The 16291-nt window shown below is 61.7% G+C and carries 17 protein-coding genes; 11 read left to right on the top strand and 6 right to left on the bottom strand.

The annotated features are described in order from the left end of the window. Positions 1 to 67 precede the first annotated feature (67 nt). Positions 68 to 763: a L,D-transpeptidase gene (locus tag LQK83_RS14985; protein WP_230838188.1), complete on the top strand. Its 696-nt coding sequence runs from the start codon at positions 68 to 70 to the stop codon at positions 761 to 763. A gap of 38 nt (positions 764 to 801) precedes the next feature. Here LQK83_RS14985 and LQK83_RS14980 read toward each other — a convergent pair whose 3' ends face one another. From LQK83_RS14980 to LQK83_RS14955, 6 genes are all read right to left on the bottom strand, one after another. Beyond that, positions 802 to 1137, bottom strand: a complete 336-nt coding sequence (locus tag LQK83_RS14980) for a type II toxin-antitoxin system RelE/ParE family toxin (protein ID WP_230838187.1) — start codon at positions 1135 to 1137, stop codon at positions 802 to 804. Between the two features lie 8 nt (positions 1138 to 1145). Next, entirely contained in the window at positions 1146 to 1412 is a 267-nt protein-coding gene (locus tag LQK83_RS14975) for a type II toxin-antitoxin system ParD family antitoxin (RefSeq protein WP_230838186.1), read from the bottom strand. Positions 1413 to 1487: 75 nt separating this feature from the next. Then, positions 1488 to 2762 (bottom strand): glycolate oxidase subunit GlcF, encoded by a 1275-nt coding sequence (glcF, locus tag LQK83_RS14970; RefSeq protein ID WP_230838185.1) that lies wholly within the window; start codon positions 2760 to 2762, stop codon positions 1488 to 1490. A gap of 125 nt (positions 2763 to 2887) precedes the next feature. Then, positions 2888 to 3307 (bottom strand): DUF4870 family protein, encoded by a 420-nt coding sequence (locus LQK83_RS14965; protein ID WP_230838184.1) that lies wholly within the window; start codon positions 3305 to 3307, stop codon positions 2888 to 2890. Positions 3308 to 3331: 24 nt separating this feature from the next. Further along, positions 3332 to 4534, bottom strand: coding sequence for an FAD-binding protein (locus LQK83_RS14960; protein WP_230838183.1), 1203 nt, complete (start codon positions 4532 to 4534; stop codon positions 3332 to 3334). Further along, positions 4534 to 5967 (bottom strand): FAD-linked oxidase C-terminal domain-containing protein, encoded by a 1434-nt coding sequence (locus tag LQK83_RS14955; protein ID WP_230838182.1) that lies wholly within the window; start codon positions 5965 to 5967, stop codon positions 4534 to 4536. The genes LQK83_RS14960 and LQK83_RS14955 overlap by 1 nt, the downstream gene beginning before the upstream one ends. 127 nt (positions 5968 to 6094) lie before the next feature. On the opposite strand from LQK83_RS14955, the gene LQK83_RS14950 reads away from it, so the two are divergent. The 10 genes from LQK83_RS14950 to LQK83_RS14905 all read left to right on the top strand — a co-directional run bounded on the left by LQK83_RS14950 (position 6095) and on the right by LQK83_RS14905 (position 16248). Continuing rightward, positions 6095 to 6991 carry a LysR family transcriptional regulator gene (locus LQK83_RS14950; protein WP_230838181.1) on the top strand — a complete coding sequence of 299 codons (897 nt, stop codon included), beginning with the start codon at positions 6095 to 6097 and terminating at the stop codon, positions 6989 to 6991. A gap of 85 nt (positions 6992 to 7076) precedes the next feature. Next, positions 7077 to 7655 carry a DUF4337 domain-containing protein gene (locus LQK83_RS14945; RefSeq protein WP_230838180.1) on the top strand — a complete coding sequence of 193 codons (579 nt, stop codon included), beginning with the start codon at positions 7077 to 7079 and terminating at the stop codon, positions 7653 to 7655. Between the two features lie 73 nt (positions 7656 to 7728). Then, the gene (locus LQK83_RS14940; protein WP_230838179.1) at positions 7729 to 8487 is read left to right on the top strand and encodes a (Fe-S)-binding protein; all 759 of its coding nucleotides are present in this window, start codon (positions 7729 to 7731) and stop codon (positions 8485 to 8487) included. A 10-nt stretch (positions 8488 to 8497) separates the two neighbouring features. Beyond that, complete coding sequence (locus tag LQK83_RS14935) at positions 8498 to 9928, top strand: LutB/LldF family L-lactate oxidation iron-sulfur protein (RefSeq protein WP_230838178.1); 1431 nt, start codon at positions 8498 to 8500, stop codon at positions 9926 to 9928. Next, a complete protein-coding gene (locus LQK83_RS14930) occupies positions 9925 to 10596 on the top strand; it encodes a LutC/YkgG family protein (protein ID WP_230838177.1) in 672 nt (223 codons plus the stop codon). The genes LQK83_RS14935 and LQK83_RS14930 overlap by 4 nt, the downstream gene beginning before the upstream one ends. Before the next feature lie 123 nt (positions 10597 to 10719). Then, entirely contained in the window at positions 10720 to 11211 is a 492-nt protein-coding gene (locus LQK83_RS14925) for an NUDIX hydrolase (RefSeq protein WP_230838176.1), read from the top strand. Positions 11212 to 11434: 223 nt separating this feature from the next. Further along, a complete protein-coding gene (locus LQK83_RS14920) occupies positions 11435 to 12949 on the top strand; it encodes an inorganic phosphate transporter (RefSeq protein ID WP_230838175.1) in 1515 nt (504 codons plus the stop codon). 71 nt (positions 12950 to 13020) lie between these two features. After that, complete coding sequence (locus LQK83_RS14915) at positions 13021 to 13758, top strand: 16S rRNA (uracil(1498)-N(3))-methyltransferase (RefSeq protein WP_230838174.1); 738 nt, start codon at positions 13021 to 13023, stop codon at positions 13756 to 13758. 150 nt (positions 13759 to 13908) lie between these two features. Further along, a complete protein-coding gene (locus tag LQK83_RS14910; protein WP_230838173.1) occupies positions 13909 to 15282 on the top strand; it encodes a glutamate--cysteine ligase in 1374 nt (457 codons plus the stop codon). Positions 15283 to 15399: 117 nt separating this feature from the next. Further along, entirely contained in the window at positions 15400 to 16248 is an 849-nt protein-coding gene (locus LQK83_RS14905) for a DUF937 domain-containing protein (RefSeq protein WP_230838172.1), read from the top strand. Positions 16249 to 16291: the final 43 nt, after the last annotated feature.

Here is a 16291-nt window from a genome sequence, read left to right as displayed (position 1 = left end):
GCCTATTTTAGTCTTGCCAACTGCCAAATCTGCGATAGCTTCGCTCTCACTGAATGGGGATTTCATCATGTCGAGCACAAAGTATCTCGTAGGCGCGCTTTTGGCTGCCGCCGTCATCATTCCGGCTGGCTCCGCCAGCGCAGAAGCGAAGCACCGCAAGGCGCAGCAGAGCGAAGACGTCATCTATCTCAGCAAGATCAACCGGGAGGTTCCGGAAAAATTCAAGCGACATGTCGTGACGCTGAGAACGAGTGAGCGTCCCGGCACGGTCATCGTCGATACGAACAACAAGTTCCTCTACTATGTTCTCGATGGCTCCAGCGCGATCCGCTACGGCATCGGCGTTGGCCGCGAGGGCTTCGGCTGGTCCGGTGTCGTCAAGGTTGCCCGCAAGGCGGAATGGCCGGACTGGGTTCCGCCGAAGGAAATGATCGCCCGCGAGGCCAAGAAGGGGCACTATCTGCCCGCCCGCATGGATGGCGGCAAGGACAATCCGCTCGGCGCCCGCGCCCTCTATCTCTTCGGTAAGAAGGGCGATTCCGGCTACCGCATCCACGGCACCAACCAGCCCTGGTCGATCGGCCTCAATCTCTCCTCGGGGTGCATCCGCATGATGAACGAGGACGTGACCGATCTCTACAAGCGTGTGCCGGTCGGCTCGAAGGTCATCGTCATCGGCCCCGGCAACCGCCAGGGCAATGTCGTGCTGGAAGATCGCGGCACGGATATTCTCAAGACGCTTTTCACGGCGCTCGGCGGCTGATCGCCGGAAGAGACAATTGTTAGAGTGAAGCGCTCCGGTTACTCCGGGGCGTTTTCTTCTTTGATGGCATATCCGAGATAAAGAGCCTCGAAATCACGTCCGCCGTAGAAGACGTTCAATATCTCGACCATATCGGATACCCGATAGGTGATCACGACCGCTCTTTCGAACGGAACTGTGCGAAGTCCGGGTAAAAGGTCATTTCTGGGTCTGCCGCCATTGGGAACATCGCCAATCCTCCGGCAACGCGCCATGATACGCTGAACATAAGCTTGTGCGACAGCGTTGCTGCCGCTCGCCGCAGCAACGTAACGATAGATGGACTGAAGATCGTCCACCGCTTCCGGCTTGTAGCGGACAGGATGGCGCCGCATCACAGATATCAGCTCTGGCTGCTCATGAAGCGAGCCATTTCCGCCTCAGCTTCGTCGGCGTCCAGGCTAGGGCGCGGATCTTCCGCCGACCTGCGTATACGGGCACGAATAGCCTCCAGACGCTCCTCGTTTTCGCGACGTTCGCGCAGCCATGCACGCATCGCGTCGCGTAGCACCTCGCTTGTCGAAGCATATTCGCCCGCCTCAACGCTCTCACGAATATGACGCATCATTTCCGGCGTCATGGTGATGCTGATTTTTTCGGCCGTTTGCAAGATGAGCTCCCGCGTTTGATTCAGGCCCGTATAGTAGGATAATATCACACTGGCGACAAGAGCTGCACCGCCACCTCACCCATACGCCTCCGCCAGCAACTCAACCGTATGGCGGATCGGGATGCGTGTGCCTCTGCCGATCTGAGTCATGCAGCCGATGTTGCCGGTCGCAATCAGGTCGGGCCTCGTCGCTTCGATATTCTTCACCTTACGGGCCTTCAGCTCGGCCGAAATCTCCGGTTGCAGCATGTTGTAGGTGCCGGCGGAGCCGCAGCAGAGATGGCCTTCGGCGGGCTCCTTCACCTTGTAGCCGGCCTTCTGCAACAACAGTTTCGGCAGCATGGTGATCTTCTGGCCGTGCTGCATGGAGCAGGCGGAATGATAGGCGACCGTGCGGCCATTGGCAGGCAGCTGGGGTAAGTCGAGGGTCGACAGATATTCGGTGATGTCCTTCGCCAGCGATGCGACGCGCGCGGCCTTGGCGGCATAGGCGGGGTCGCGGGCGAGCATGTGGCCATAATCCTTGACCGTCGTGCCGCAGCCCGACGCGGTGATGATGATGGCATCGAGACCGCCCTTTTCGATCTCGCGGGTCCAAACATCGACATTGTTGCGCACGGAGGCGAGCGCCTGTTCCTCGCGGCCCATGTGATGGGTCAGCGAGCCGCAGCAGCTTTCGCCCTCGGCAATGACGACCTCGACGCCGAGACCGTTGAGCAGTTTGATCGTAGCCTCATTGATTTCCGGTTTCAGCACCGGCTGGGCGCAGCCGGAGAGCATGGCGACACGGCCGCGCGGCGCACCCTTCGGCGCGAAACGGCCGGCTTCGGCAAATGGGCTTTTCGGCGGGACATGGGCGGGGGCAAGATCGAGCATATGGCCGAAGGCGCGGGTGAGCGCCAGCTTCTTCATCAGCCCGGCAAAGGGCTGGCCGAGCTTTGCCGCCTTCAGGGCCAGCCGGAAACGACCGGGATAAGGCAGAACCCAGGCAAGAACGCCGCGTGCCAGCCGGTCGGCCAGCGGCCGGGCATAGGTCTTCTCGACATGTTCGCGGGCGAGATCGATCAGGTGCATGTAATCGACACCGGACGGACAGGTCGAGGTGCAGGAGAGACAGGAGAGACAGCGGTCGACATGCAGCGCCGTCTCGGCATCCGCATCGCGACCATTCTCGAACATGTCCTTGATCAGATAGATGCGCCCGCGCGGGCTGTCGAGCTCGTTGCCGAGCGTGACATAGGTCGGACAGGTGGCCGTGCAGAGCCCGCAATGCACGCATTTGCGCACGATGCTTTCCGCCTCGGCGGTCTTCGGGTCGGCAAGCTGGGCGAGCGAGAAATTGGTCTGCACGGGCTTTTGTGTCCTTGAGTGGCTAGAGCATTTCCGGTGAAAACAGGATCACCCGAAATGCTCTATCTGCTTGTTTTTACGCAATTCCGGACGGAAAGCCGGTTCCCGCTTCTCCTGGAATTGCTCTAGATAAGCCAGCTTTGCGGGTTTGCAATCGGTTCGCCGCGGCTAACCTTGTAAAGGCCGATCACGCACCGCACCAACCACCAGATGGCCAATGCAATGACGAAAAGGACACCGACAATGATCGAGGATACCGCGACGTTCGGCGAGGCGCCCACAGAGACGATCGCGTTGATCACGGCACCGATCGCGATGAGGCTGTAAAGAAGTCCGAGCCAAAAAGTCCGGATCGCGTAGGTGTAATGGCTGTCGATCAAGGTGCCGAGTTTCCCGCGATTAATATAGGCCAGAAGTACCCCCAGCAGCGGTGTAAAGCCGATGACATATGTCGCCAGATAAAGCACATAGACCAGCTGGGCACTCCCCTTGCCGGGCTCGAGAAAGCCGGATGCCTCGGGCATTCCGCCCTGAATGTCAGACATTATCCATATCCCCCAACATCGCCCTCACCCCATCCGCCCCGGATTGAAAATGCCTTTCGGGTCAAGCTTGGCCTTCACCGCCGCCGAAAGGGCGGCGACGCCCTTCTCCTGCGGCTCGAAGGCGGCGATTGCGGCGCGCACACTATCTCTGGCGCGGATCAGCGTGGCGTGGCCGCCCCCGAGGCGCTTGAGATAGGCGCGGATCATCTCGGCTTCCCCATCGCCCTCCATCTGCATCCAGACGAGGCCGCCCTGCCAGTCGAAGAAGGCGTTGACGCCGGTTTCGAGGCGGAGTGCCGCGAGCAGCTGATGACCGGCAGAGGGGGCGCAGGAGATGCGCCAGAGCGGTTTGCACGAGCCATCTTCGGAAAAGGGCGTGACGTCGCGGATTTCGCGCCAGATCTGCTGGCTGTCGCCCTGGTCGATCTGGCTCACCGCGCCATAGCGCTGCAGGAAAGGTTGCAGGCGGTTGACGCGGTCGGCGACGGAGGCTTCGACACCTTCGATGCGGAGCAGCGTCGCGGGCCCGTCAGGCAGGCCGTTTTTGCCAAAGAGCCAGCGCACGCTTTCCGGCAGATGCGCGGCACCGGAGACTTCGCAGGAGGTGGCAAGTGCTGCCGACATCGCTATCGCCGCCTCGGCGTCGTTGAGGCCAGTAACAACGACGGTTGCCTCGGTGCGCGGCACGGGCAGGACCTTGAAGGTGACTTCGGTCAGGAAACCGAGCGTGCCGTAGGAGCCCGCGAGAAGCTTCACGAGGTCGAGGCCGGTGACGTTCTTCATCACCCGTCCGCCGGACTTGATCACCTCGCCCATGCCGTTGACGAAGCGGATGCCGAGCAGGCTGTCGCGGGCGGCACCGGAAACGAAGCGGCGGGGGCCGGAGGTGTTGGTGGCGAAGAGGCCGCCAATCGTCGGTACGCCTTCGGTGCCCATCATCATGCGGTGATCCGCAGGCTCAAAGGCCATCATCTGGCCGTTGTCGGCCAGTTCCGCCTCGATTTCGGCAACGGGCGTTCCGGCAAGCGCGGTCAGCGTCATTTCGGACGGATTATAAGCTGTGATGCCCCGGAGGCGTTTCGCGGTGAAAGCTGCCCCCTCGACCTTTTGGCCGAAGCCGGCGCGGGTGTTGCCGCCAAAGATGGCGAGCGCCCTGCCCTCCCGTGCCGCCTCGGTGATCATCGCTGCGGCGTCGGCCTCGGTTTGCGGCTCATAGATATCCGCCATCAGGATCGCCCTTCCAGCGGGAAGACCTTGGAGGGATTGAGCAGCCAGTCCGGATCGAAGGCGGCGCGCACGGCCATCTGCTGGTCGAGATCGGGTTTCGAATATTGATGGGTCATCAGGTCGCGCTTCTCGATGCCCACGCCATGTTCGCCGGTGAGGCAACCGCCCGCATCCACGCAGAGCTTGAGGATCTCGTTGCCGGCCTCTTCGGCGCGGCGGGCTTCATCCGGGTCGTTGATGTTGTAGAGGATCAGTGGATGCATGTTGCCGTCGCCGGCATGGAAGACGTTCGCGACGCGCAGGCCATAGCGCGCGACGATCTTGGCCGTTCCGCGCAGCACATTGGTGAGCTGCGAGAGGGGGACCGTGCCGTCCATGCAGATATAATCGGCAATGCGTCCCGTCGCGCCGAAGGCGGATTTGCGACCCTTCCAGATCAGGGCGGCCTCGGTGGCCGACTGGCATTCCTTGACCGTCTTGACGCCATGGCGGCGGGCGATATCGATGATCGCCTTGAGCATCGCATCCATCTCGGTCTCGGAGCCCTCGACCTCGACGATCAATAGCGCTTCGACATCCAGCGGATAGCCGGCCTTAGCAAAGGCCTCGCAGATTTCGATCGCCGGCTTGTCCATGAATTCGATGGCAACGGGAATGAGGCCGGCGGCGATGACGTCGGTCACGCAGGCGCTCGCTCCTTCCGAGGTCTCGAAGCCGAAGAGGACCGGGCGCTGGCCTTCCGGCTTGGCGATGAGCCGCACGGTCGCTTCCGTGACGATGCCAAGCTGGCCCTCAGAGCCGCAGACGATGCCGAGGAGATCATAGCCGCTGGCATCCAGCGCCTTGCCGCCCAGCTCGATCACCGTGCCGTCGAAGAGAACCATCTTCACGCCGAGGAGGTTGTTGGTCGTCACGCCATATTTCAGGCAATGCGCGCCGCCGGAATTCATGCCAATATTACCGCCGATGGTGCAGGCAAGCTGCGAACTCGGGTCGGGCGCATAGAAGAAGCCGTCCGCCGAGACGGCTTCGGAAATCGCCAGATTGGTGACGCCGGCCTGCACGCGGGCGCAGCGGTTGGGATAGTCGACCTCGAGAATACGGTTCATGCGGGTCAGCGCAACGACGACCGCATCTTCCTGCGGGATGGCGCCGCCGGAGAGCGAAGTGCCTGCGCCGCGCGGCACGACCGGCACCTTGTATTTCGCGCAGTACTTCATGATCGCCGCGACCTCTTCCGTCGTGCGCGGCAGGGTGACGACGAGCGGCATGCGGCGATAGGCGATGAAGCCATCCGTTTCGAAGGGTTTCAGCTCGCGCTCCGACGAGACAACGGTTCCGGCAGGCAGGAAATCGGCGAGGTCGGCGATGATCTGATCCCGGCGCGACAGGATCGCCGGGTCCGGCGCCTTCAGGGCAATCGCTCCGCTCATCCTGTCCTCCCCTTGCAAGTTTCGATGCCGAATCTATCCGGTCCGCCGGCGCTTGCGCAAGCACGGCGAAATGCTAATAACTTTTTCCTCAAGGGCGATAATCGAACCGATTTTAAACGGAGGCGCCATGACACGGCTCGAGGATCTGGACATTTTCGCCCAGGTGGCGCGCAGTCTGAGCATGTCGGCGGCGGGGCGAGAACTGGGCTTATCGCCCGCGGTCGTGTCCAAGCGGATCAAGCATCTGGAGGAGCGGCTGGGGACCCGGCTTTTCCAGCGCACAACCCGGCAATTGTCGCTGACGGAAGCGGGGCAAGGCTTCCTGATCCGCATTGAGGCCATTCTTGCAGGCATCGAGGATGCGGAAGCGTTCATTGCGGGCCGGGCGGAAGAGGCGCGGGGAACGCTGAAGATTTCCGCCCCCACCTCTTTCGGACGCATGCATGTCGCGCCGCATCTCAAACCCTTCATGCAGGCCAATCCGGGCATCACGATCAATCTGACGCTGTCCGATGAATTCATCGATCTCGTCGCCGGCGGCTATGATCTCGCCATCCGCATCGGCGAACTGATGGATTCTTCTCTCGTGGCCCGGCGGCTTGCGCCGGTGCGGCGGCTGCTTTGCGCCAGCCCGGACTATGTCGCCGCGCATGGCATGCCGGAAACGCTTTCCGACCTCGACCGGCATATCTGCTTAGCCCCGCATAACAATGACACGTGGCGGCTGGAAGGACCGGAGGGGCCGGTGATCTACCGGCCGCAGGGACCGCTGGTGACCAATTCATCGGAAGTGATCCGCGAGGCCGTCATTGCCGGGCTCGGCATTGCGCTCCGCTCCACTTGGGATGTCGGGCCGGAGCTGAAAAGCGGCAGGCTCGTGCCCGTTCTCCCCTTCCTGGAAGCGCCAAAGAATGTCGCGCTTTCGGCGGTCTATCCGAGCCGGGAGTTCCTGCCCGCCAAGGTGCGCATCTTCATCGATTATCTGGCTGGGCTTTACGGGCCGCGACCCTATTGGGAGGGCTGATGCGCCCGCTTGGCAGTTCATAGGCGGATTGCTATCCATCGCGCGAAGACGGCCGCGAATCGCGGCTCGAACAACGGGGATTTCGATGGAAGGCGTGGAACTGCCCGAACCGGGCGAAGGCGGCTCTGACCGCGGGTTTTTCAATGCGATTGCGCTGGCTGTCGCGCTGCTTTCGGCCTTCATGGCGGTCAGCAAGATCAAGGACGACAATATCGTCCAGGCCATGCAGAAGGCGCAGGCCGAGTCGGTCGATTTCTGGAATGAATATCAGGCCCGCCGCCAGCGCCAGTTCGGCGTTGAAATCGCCATCGAGCAGTTGAAGGCGACGCAGCCCGATACGCCGGACCGCGCCAAGACGCTCGAAACCTGGCAAAAATCCGCCGATCTCTACAAATCGCGCGCGCAAGAGTCCTCCGACAAGGCCAAGGCACGGCAGGCGGATTATGACGCCGGCAACAATCGCGACGACATGTTCGATCTTTCGGATGCGCTGCTTTCCGTGGCACTGGCGCTGTTTGCGGTCACCGCGCTGGTGCGTATCCGATGGCTTTTTGGCGTTGCCTCAGCGTTCGGCCTTGGCGGCGTTGTCTTCGGTGTCGGCGGTTTCAACAACTGGATGGGCCTGCATGACAGCGTCCAGGTGCTGATCGCCTTCCTGAGCTGACCGGCTCGTTCGCCAACAAAACTATTGACCGGCTGTTCTTCCCGCAGTCATCTGACGAGCGGAGGAAATGCGCATGACCGATCAACCGAGCGTGGGGCTGTTCGTCACCTGTCTTGCGGATCTGTTCCGGCCGACCGTCGGTTTCGCGGCCGCAAAGCTGATCGAAGATGCAGGCTGCCGGCTCGAAGTGCCGATGGCGCAGACCTGTTGCGGCCAGCCGGCGTATAATTCCGGCGACAGGAAAGATGCCCGGGCGCTCGCCGAACAGGCGATCGAGGCCTTTGATGGCTTCGATTATGTCGTCGCGCCCTCCGGTTCCTGCGCGGCCATGCTGAAGAAGCATTATCCGGGGCTGTTCAAGGGCGATGCGAGATGGGAAGCCCGCGCATTGGCCTTTTCCGCCAAGGTGCATGAACTCGTCTCCTTCCTCACCGACGTCATGAAGGTGGAAAAGGTCGAAAGCGATTTCGCCGGCACCGTCACCTATCACGACAGCTGTTCGGGCCTGCGTGAGCTTGGCATCCAGGCGCAGCCGCGCAAGCTGCTTTCGTCGCTGCCCGGTGTGCGGCTTGCCGAGATGAAGAACAGCGACGTCTGCTGCGGCTTCGGCGGCACGTTCTGCGTGAAATATCCGGATATTTCCAACGCCATCGTCGAGAAGAAGAAGGCAACGATTGGCGAGACCGGCGCGGATGTGCTGCTGGCCGGCGATATCGGCTGTCTGATGAACATGGCGGGGAAGATAAAGCGCGAGGGCGGCAGGACCGAGGTACGGCATGTCGCAGAAGTGCTGGCGGGCATGACCGATGCGCCGCCGATTGCGGGCAAGTGAGGCGAGACAGATGCAGATCACGACGCCGAACTTCAAGGAAAACGCCACCCGCGCGCTTGGTGATGCTGCCCTGCAGAAGGCGCTGAAGAATGTCGAGATTGGCTTCATCGCCAAGCGGCTGGCCGCCGCCGATGCGCTGCCGGAATTCGAAGCCCTGCGCGACAATGCCCGCGACATCAAGAACCACACGCTGGCCCATCTCGATCTTTATCTGGAGGAATACGAGAAGAAGGTGATCGCCTCGGGCGGCCATGTGCATTTTGCCGAAACGGCGGAGGATGCGCGGGCCATCATTCTCGACATCTGCCGGAAGCGGAATGCGAAGACCGTGACCAAGGGCAAGTCGATGATCACCGAGGAAATCGAGCTCAACGATTTCCTCGAGAAGAACGGGATCACGCCGGTCGAGACCGATCTTGGCGAATATATCATCCAGCTACGCGGCGAGACGCCGAGCCATATCATCGCGCCCGCCGTCCACCTCAACAAGGATCAGGTGGAGGCCGATTTCCGCCGCGTTCACACGCATCTGCCGCCGGAGCGCGACCTTTCTCAGCACGAAGCGCTGCTGAACGAGGCGCGGCAGGTCTTGCGGCAGCGCTATTTCGAGGCAGATGTCGGGATCACGGGCGCGAATTTCCTCATCGCCGAGACCGGATCCTCGGTCATCGTGACGAATGAGGGCAATGGCGACCTGACGCAGACGCTCGGCAAGTGCCATGTCGTCGTCGCCTCGCTTGAAAAGCTGGTGCCAACGCTGAACGACTGCGCGCAGATACTCCGCGTTCTCGCGCGTTCGGCAACCGGGCAGGACATGTCCGTCTACACGACTTTTTCCACCGGGCCGAAGCGGGCAGACGATCCCGACGGGCCGGAGGAATATCATGTCGTGCTGCTGGACAATGGCCGCACCGCGATGCTCGGCACGGAGTTTCAAGACATGCTGCGCTGCATCCGCTGCGGCGCCTGCATGAACCACTGTCCGGTCTACCATGCGGTCGGCGGGCATGCCTATGGCGCGGTCTATCCGGGGCCCATGGGTGCGGTTCTCACGCCCTCCCTGTCGGGCATCGAGGTTGGTGGGCATCTGCCGAATGCCTCCACCTTCTGCGGGCGGTGCGAGAGCGTCTGTCCCATGCGCATTCCGCTGCCGAAGATGATGCGGCATTGGCGGGAGCGGGAATTCGAGAAACATCTGACGCCCTCTGCCGCGCGCTACGGGCTGAAATTCTGGGCCTTCTTTGCCAAACGGCCGAAGCTTTATCGGGCCGCCGTGTCGGTCGTCATGCCACTGCTGTCGGTGCTTGGAGGAACGAGTCGGCGCATTTCCAGCCTGCCGCTGGCGGGCGGCTGGACGAAACATCGCGAGATGCCGGCGCCCGAGGGCAAGACCTTCCTGCAGGCCTGGGCGGAGAAGCAGGCAAGGGAGGGCGGACGATGAGTGCGCGTGACAACATTCTTGGCCGCGTACGGCGCTCGCTGGGCGTTTCGGGCGGCGATGCTCAGCGTCGCGCCGCCGTGGTCAGCCGCCTTGCAGAGGCAAAATCTGGGCTGATCCCGGCGCGCGGACAATTGCCGCGGGAAGAGCGGATCGAGGTCTTCGCGAAATATGCCGAGAAATACGGTGCGACGATCGCACGGGTCGGATCCATTGAGCACCTGCCGCAGGAAGTTTCGCGCTACCTGAAAAGCAATAATCTGCCCGCCTCGATCCGGATGGGCGAGGATCCGCTTCTGAAGGACGCCCGTTTCGAGAGTGAGCCGATGCTGACCGTGATTTCCGGCGCATCGGACGGAACCGACGTGGCCGGTGTCAGCCATGCGCGCGGCGCCGTGGCGGAAAGCGGAACGCTGGTGCTCGCCTCCGGCCCCAACAATCCGGTCACGATCAATTTTCTACCCGAACATCACATCGTGGCGGTTCGCGCGGCAGATGTCGGTGCGTCTCTAGAAGAGGCGTTTGCGGGAATTACAGCCACTTACGGCAAAGGCGAGATGCCGCGCACGGTCAATTTCGTGACCGGCCCCTCGCGCTCTGGCGATATCGAACAGAAGATCATCATGGGTGCGCATGGCCCCCGCGCGCTTCATATTGTAATCATAGGTTGATCCGCTTATCCCCAATTGTCGCGATAAATACGGGATTGTCGCAAAAATGTCGTACAATTTAAAGTCTGAGACCCTATATTAAAGGAATCGAGTTTTCCTGAAATTGCGGGGTTCCCCTGAAAATTGAACGTTGTCACACGCCTTGCGTCCGAATTACGCCTCATGCTGCGCCGCCCCGACCGGTTGCAGTTTGCCGCTCTTTGCTATCGTAAAACCAGCGACAAGAGCGCTGTCGAAATCCTGTTGATCACCAGCCGCGGAACCGGCCGCTGGATCATTCCGAAGGGCTGGCCGATGAACGGCAAACTGGCGCATGCGGTCGCAGAGCGCGAGGCCTTCGAGGAAGCGGGCGTCAAGGGTAAGGCCGAGGTGAAGCCTCTGGGTCTTTACGGCTACATGAAGGGGCTCGATTCCGGCGTGGAACTGCCATGCAAGGTGCAGGTTCACGCGCTCAAGGTTAGCGGCTTTGCCAGCAACTACAAGGAAAAGGGCCAGCGCGAGATGGCCTGGTTCAGCTGTGAAGACGCGGCTGCGCTGGTTGATGAGCCCGGGCTGAAAGAAATCATCCTCGAGTTCGAAAAACGCAAGAAGACACAGACGGCGGCAAGCGGCTGATCTTTTCCGTACGCGCCTGCCGCTTGGAATCTTATTGCCCCGGACGCCCTCGTCTCACCGGTCTGGCCGATCTTAAAAAAAATGATCACTTTCAAATCTTTCGCAGGGCGACGCCCCCCCCATTCCTCCGGGCCCCCCAGGGTTGCTCTCGGCCGCAGCGCCCGATAAAGAGCAGGCAGGAGACGCGGACGACGTCAAGGATCTGTCGTGCGCTACGTGAGCCATGGCAAGACGACGGCAGGTCCCCGGGCGCTCCGCGCTCGATAAGGATCTCAAGAAGGTAACGTTCTTCGAGGAAGCAGGGCAATTCGTGTCCCGCAGCCTGCTTCGTCCGGCTGCCGGACTCATCCTTCTCGTTCTCGCCGGCCTGCTTGCCAGTGTCTTTGTCGGCCACGGTTCCGGCGCCATCGGCATTATCGCCGGCGCGGCGCTCGGCGCCTATACGGCGATCAACATCGGCGCCAACGACGTGACGAACAATGTCGGCGCGGCGGTCGGCGCACGCGCCATCACGATGATGCAGGCGCTGATCATCGCGGCCGTGTTCGACGCCGCGGGCGCGCTTCTAGCCGGCGGCGAGGTTGTCAAGACCATATCGAGCGGCATTGTTCATGGCGACGCCATGCCGGACGGCGCAGCATTCGTTTCGGTCATGCTGGCCGCGCTAATGGCTGCGGCGCTCTCCATCAACCTCGCCACCTGGCTTGGTGCGCCGATTTCCACAACGCATGCCATCGTCGGTGGCGTGCTGGGTGCAGGCGTTGCGGCGGCGGGTTTCTCGGCCATCTCGTGGCAATCCATGTGGGAGATCACCCTGAGCTGGGTTCTCTCGCCGCTGATCAGTGCCGTGGTTGCCGCAGGATTTCTTGCCTTCATCTATGAATTCATCGTGTATCGGCAGAACAAGATCAATGCGGCGACCAGGTGGCTGCCCGTTCTGCTGGGGGTCATGGGTGGCTCCTTTGCCGCTTATCTCGCCTTCAAGGCTCTCGCGAACGTGGTGGACATCTCCCTGAACACCGCCCTGGCGGCAGGTCTTGTCATCGGCGTTGTCACCTGGCGCATCTCTGTGCCGATCCTGCGGAGACGGGCAGAGGGGCTCGAAAACCGAAACCAGTCGGTGCGCAAGCTTTTCCGGTTACCGCTTGTCTTTTCGGCGGCGCTGCTTTCCTTCGCCCATGGCGCCAACGACGTTTCGAATGCGATCGGCCCGCTGTCGGCCATTGTCCACGCCGCTTCGACGGACAATCTTTCGCAAACCGTGACGGTTCCCTTCTGGGTCATGACGATCGGTGCCTTCGGCATTTCGGCTGGCATCCTGCTTTTCGGTCCCCGCCTTATCCTGATCGTCGGCAAAGAAATCACAAGGCTCAATCCGATCCGTGCCTTCTGCGTCGCCATTTCGGCGGCCGTCACCGTGCTGGTGGCATCGTGGTTCGGCCTGCCGGTGAGTTCGACGCATATTGCCATCGGAAGCGTCTTTGGCGTCGGCTTCTTCCGGGAGTGGTACATGCAGAATTCGATGCGGCGGGCGCAATATATCGAGATGAAGGCTGGCGAGAACGCGGTTGTCCGGCCGAAACGGAAGGCCACCCCCGAAGAGGCAAGGCGCCGCTATCTCGTTCGCCGCTCGCATTTCATGACGATCATCGCCGCATGGGTCATCACCGTTCCGCTGGCCGCCGTTCTTGCCGCCATCCTCTACAAAATCCTGGCGTTGATATCCTTTCAGGCGTGAGCCAAAAGCACCGCCGGGGATAACGTCGCCTATCAACCGCCCTACTCTTTGTTAGCGCTCAAGGAGGCTCCATGCGTGCCAATTTCCGAATGCAGCGGCTGTTCGTCGATGCAGGTCTCTCTGCCGGGAGCGAGGTCAGCGCTTCGCCCGACCAGTTCAATTATCTGTGCAATGTCCTGCGGCTGGAAGAAGGGGCGGAAATCCTGCTCTTCAACGGACGGGATGGGGAATGGAAGGCGACGATCCTTTATCCGAGCCGCAAGAAGATCGTGCTCAGGGCTGACGAACAGACGCGGCCGCAGCCGCCGCTTCCCGATCTGCATTATCTCTTCGCGCCGCTGAAAACCGGACGCATGGATTATCTCATCCAGAAAGCGGTGGAGATGGGGGCCGGGCAAATCCGCCCCGTTATCACCCAGCATGTGCAGGGTAAGATCCACTCGCTCGACAAGCTGTCGGCCTACGCGATGGAAGCGGCGGAGCAATGCGGCATCCTTGCGGTCCCGGAGATTGCCGAGCCGGTGAAGCTCGCGGACCTGCTCGCCACCTGGCCGAAGGACCGCCGCATCATCTATTGCGATGAGGGCGATGCGGGGCAGAACCCGCTGCCGGTCCTGCAGGGTCTCAAGGACCGGCACTATGCGCTCCTGATTGGACCGGAAGGCGGTTTTTCGGAAGAGGAGCGGCAGATGCTGCGCGGGCTCGATTTCGTGACGCCCATCCCGCTCGGCCCCCGCATCCTGCGCGCCGACACCGCCGCCGTGGCGGCGCTGGCCGTCATGCAGGTGACGCTGGGGGACTGGAACTGACGAACCGGCTGACCTATATCGGCTGCGGGGAAAGCGGGTTCAGCAGAATTTGAAGCTCAGTGAAGGCTTTTTATTTGCAAAAGTCTGCTAATCCGTTCATCCAGCCTCATCCCGAGCCCTCGTCCGAGGGTGATATCTAGAGACAGTTCCATGGCGCGCGACACTTCCGATCATACCTCCATCGGCTCGATCGGCGACCTGACCGACTATCTGGCCCAAGGCTGCAAGCCGGAGGCGGAGTTCCGGATCGGGACGGAGCACGAGAAATTTCCCTTTTTCTGCGACAGCCACGCACCCGTTCCCTATTTCGGCGAGGCCAGCATCTCAGGCCTGCTGAAGGGCATGCAGGCGGCTCAGGGCTGGGAGCCGATCATGGATGCCGGCAACATCATCGGGCTTGCCGAACCGCATGGTATGGGCGCGATCTCCATCGAGCCGGGCGGCCAGTTCGAACTTTCCGGCGCGCCGCTGGAAAGCCTGCACCAGACGCATGACGAGGCGGCCGAGCATCTGGCGATCCTCAAGACGATCGCCGATCCGATGAACATCCGCTTCCTCGGCATGGGCGGCAGCCCGCAATGGTCCTTCGACGAGACGCCGAAGATGCCGAAGTCGCGCTATGCGATCATGACGCGCTACATGCCCAAGGTCGGTAGCCACGGCCTCGACATGATGTACCGCACCTGCACGATCCAGGTGAATCTCGACTTCTCGTCCGAAGAGGACATGCGCCGCAAGATGCAGGTGTCGATGAAGCTGCAGTCGCTGGCGACCGCGCTCTTCGCTGCTTCCCCGTTTACCGAGGGCAAGCCGAACGGCTATCTCTCCTGGCGTGGCGAGATCTGGCGCGACACGGACAATGCCCGCTCCGGCCTCCTTCCGTTCACCTTCAACCCGGATTTCGGGTTCAAGGATTATGTGAAGTGGGCACTCGACGTGCCGATGTATTTCGTCGTGCGCGACGGCAAGTATCACGACTGTACGCATATCACATTCCAACAAGCGCTTGACGGCGCGCTGAAGGGCGAGGTTGCGGACTGGGAGCCCAATATGGGCGACTGGGCAAACCATCTCTCCACCCTCTTCCCGGATGTGCGGCTGAAGCGCTTCCTCGAGATGCGCGGCGCTGACGGCGGACCGCTGTCGCGCATCGCCGCCCTTCCCGCCTTCTGGGTCGGCCTGCTCTATGACAGCGAAGCGCTTGCCGCTGCCGAGACGCTGACGCGGGACTGGAGTTTTGCAGAGGTTCAGGCACTGCGCGACGCGGTGCCCGTTCAAGGGCTCAGCGCGGCCTTCCGCGGCGGCAGGCTTGCCGATGTCGCCAAGGATGTTCTCGCGATTAGTCGACGGGGTCTGAAGAACCGCGCACGCCTCAATGCAGCGGGGAAAGATGAGGCCGTCTACCTTGACCCGCTCGACGAGATGCTCGTCCGAGGCAAGGTTCTGGCCGAGGACATGCTGGCCGAGTTCCACGGCGCCTGGAGAGAGAGCGTCGAACCAGCCTTCGGAGCCTGGCAATACTGAGGCCGTGCCGCCGCCAGCCCAATTTGCCAAAATTGCGGTGCGGCGAGGCTTCGGGAGTTTTCCTTTGTGAATTCACGGATATAGTGAACCCCAACAATCTGATTGAAGGGGATTCGCATGCTGCCGCTGTTTGACTTGATGATGCAGGCTCAAAACGGGAAGGCGCTGGAGGCCTTTTCTGCCCAGTACGGCCTTGCGCAGGAGCAGATGGCGAAAGCCATGGCTGCCCTGACGCCTGCCTTCTCGACCGGCCTCAAGCGCAGCGCCGCCAACCCCTATGATTTCAGCGCGCTGATGTCGTCGCTGATGAGCGGGAACTATGCCAAGTATTTCGAGGACGTGAATGCTGCCTTCTCGCCCCAGGGCATTGCCGACGGGCAGAACTTCATGGGCACGATCTTCGGCCCGGCCGAGGTGCAGAAGGCGATTGCCGAGCAGGCCGCCAAAGTGACGGGTGTCGGCCAGGACATGCTGCGCGCCATGATGCCGGCGATGGCAAGCGCCATGGCAGGTGGCCTCATCAAGGAAATGTCCGGCCAGTGGAAAGCTTCGAATCCAATGATGGGTGCGATGACGCAATGGATGGAGGCTGCCGGCTTCGCGCCCAAGCCCAAGAAGCCGGAGCCGATCGAAAATCCCTTCCTGCAGATGATGCAGATGATGATGGGCGGCGCGGCCGCAGCAACGCCTGCCCCGCAACAGGCAGATCCATTCGGCGCAGGCGCCTTCATGAAGATGATGCAGGGCTTCATGACGCCGCAGAACGCCCAGCCGGAAGCGGCAAAGCAGACCGCCAAGCCGGAGACCGTGGAGACGGCAAAGCCGGTCGACCTTTCCCAGTATTCGGAACTTGTCGGCTCGCTGTTTGACAGCGGGCTCGAAGTGCAGAAGTCCTACCAGAAAAGCATGGAGCAGATCTTCGACGGCTACATGAAGGGCTTCAACGGCAACGCGCCAAAGAGTTGACAGCCGAATGAAAAAAGCCCGGCCGCCTTGGGAGCGGGACCGG

Source organism: Rhizobium sp. C1 (genome assembly GCF_021026335.1).
Lineage (GTDB): Bacteria > Pseudomonadota > Alphaproteobacteria > Rhizobiales > Rhizobiaceae > Ensifer_A.
The sequence above is the reverse complement of the archived record's forward strand: the minus strand, read 5'-3'. Positions and strand labels throughout refer to the sequence as shown.

Coding starts and splice junctions, on each gene's coding strand:
- LQK83_RS14965 (WP_230838184.1), bottom strand. CDS start 3,307: ATGTCTGACATTCAGGGCGGAATGCCCGAGGCATCCGGCTTTCTCGAG.
- LQK83_RS14985 (WP_230838188.1), top strand. CDS start 68: ATGTCGAGCACAAAGTATCTCGTAGGCGCGCTTTTGGCTGCCGCCGTC.
- LQK83_RS14915 (WP_230838174.1), top strand. CDS start 13,021: ATGCGTGCCAATTTCCGAATGCAGCGGCTGTTCGTCGATGCAGGTCTC.
- LQK83_RS14950 (WP_230838181.1), top strand. CDS start 6,095: ATGACACGGCTCGAGGATCTGGACATTTTCGCCCAGGTGGCGCGCAGT.
- LQK83_RS14905 (WP_230838172.1), top strand. CDS start 15,400: ATGCTGCCGCTGTTTGACTTGATGATGCAGGCTCAAAACGGGAAGGCG.
- LQK83_RS14960 (WP_230838183.1), bottom strand. CDS start 4,534: ATGGCGGATATCTATGAGCCGCAAACCGAGGCCGACGCCGCAGCGATG.
- LQK83_RS14935 (WP_230838178.1), top strand. CDS start 8,498: ATGCAGATCACGACGCCGAACTTCAAGGAAAACGCCACCCGCGCGCTT.
- LQK83_RS14955 (WP_230838182.1), bottom strand. CDS start 5,967: ATGAGCGGAGCGATTGCCCTGAAGGCGCCGGACCCGGCGATCCTGTCG.
- LQK83_RS14940 (WP_230838179.1), top strand. CDS start 7,729: ATGACCGATCAACCGAGCGTGGGGCTGTTCGTCACCTGTCTTGCGGAT.
- LQK83_RS14920 (WP_230838175.1), top strand. CDS start 11,435: ATGGCAAGACGACGGCAGGTCCCCGGGCGCTCCGCGCTCGATAAGGAT.
- LQK83_RS14910 (WP_230838173.1), top strand. CDS start 13,909: ATGGCGCGCGACACTTCCGATCATACCTCCATCGGCTCGATCGGCGAC.
- LQK83_RS14930 (WP_230838177.1), top strand. CDS start 9,925: ATGAGTGCGCGTGACAACATTCTTGGCCGCGTACGGCGCTCGCTGGGC.
- LQK83_RS14945 (WP_230838180.1), top strand. CDS start 7,077: ATGGAAGGCGTGGAACTGCCCGAACCGGGCGAAGGCGGCTCTGACCGC.
- LQK83_RS14980 (WP_230838187.1), bottom strand. CDS start 1,137: ATGCGGCGCCATCCTGTCCGCTACAAGCCGGAAGCGGTGGACGATCTT.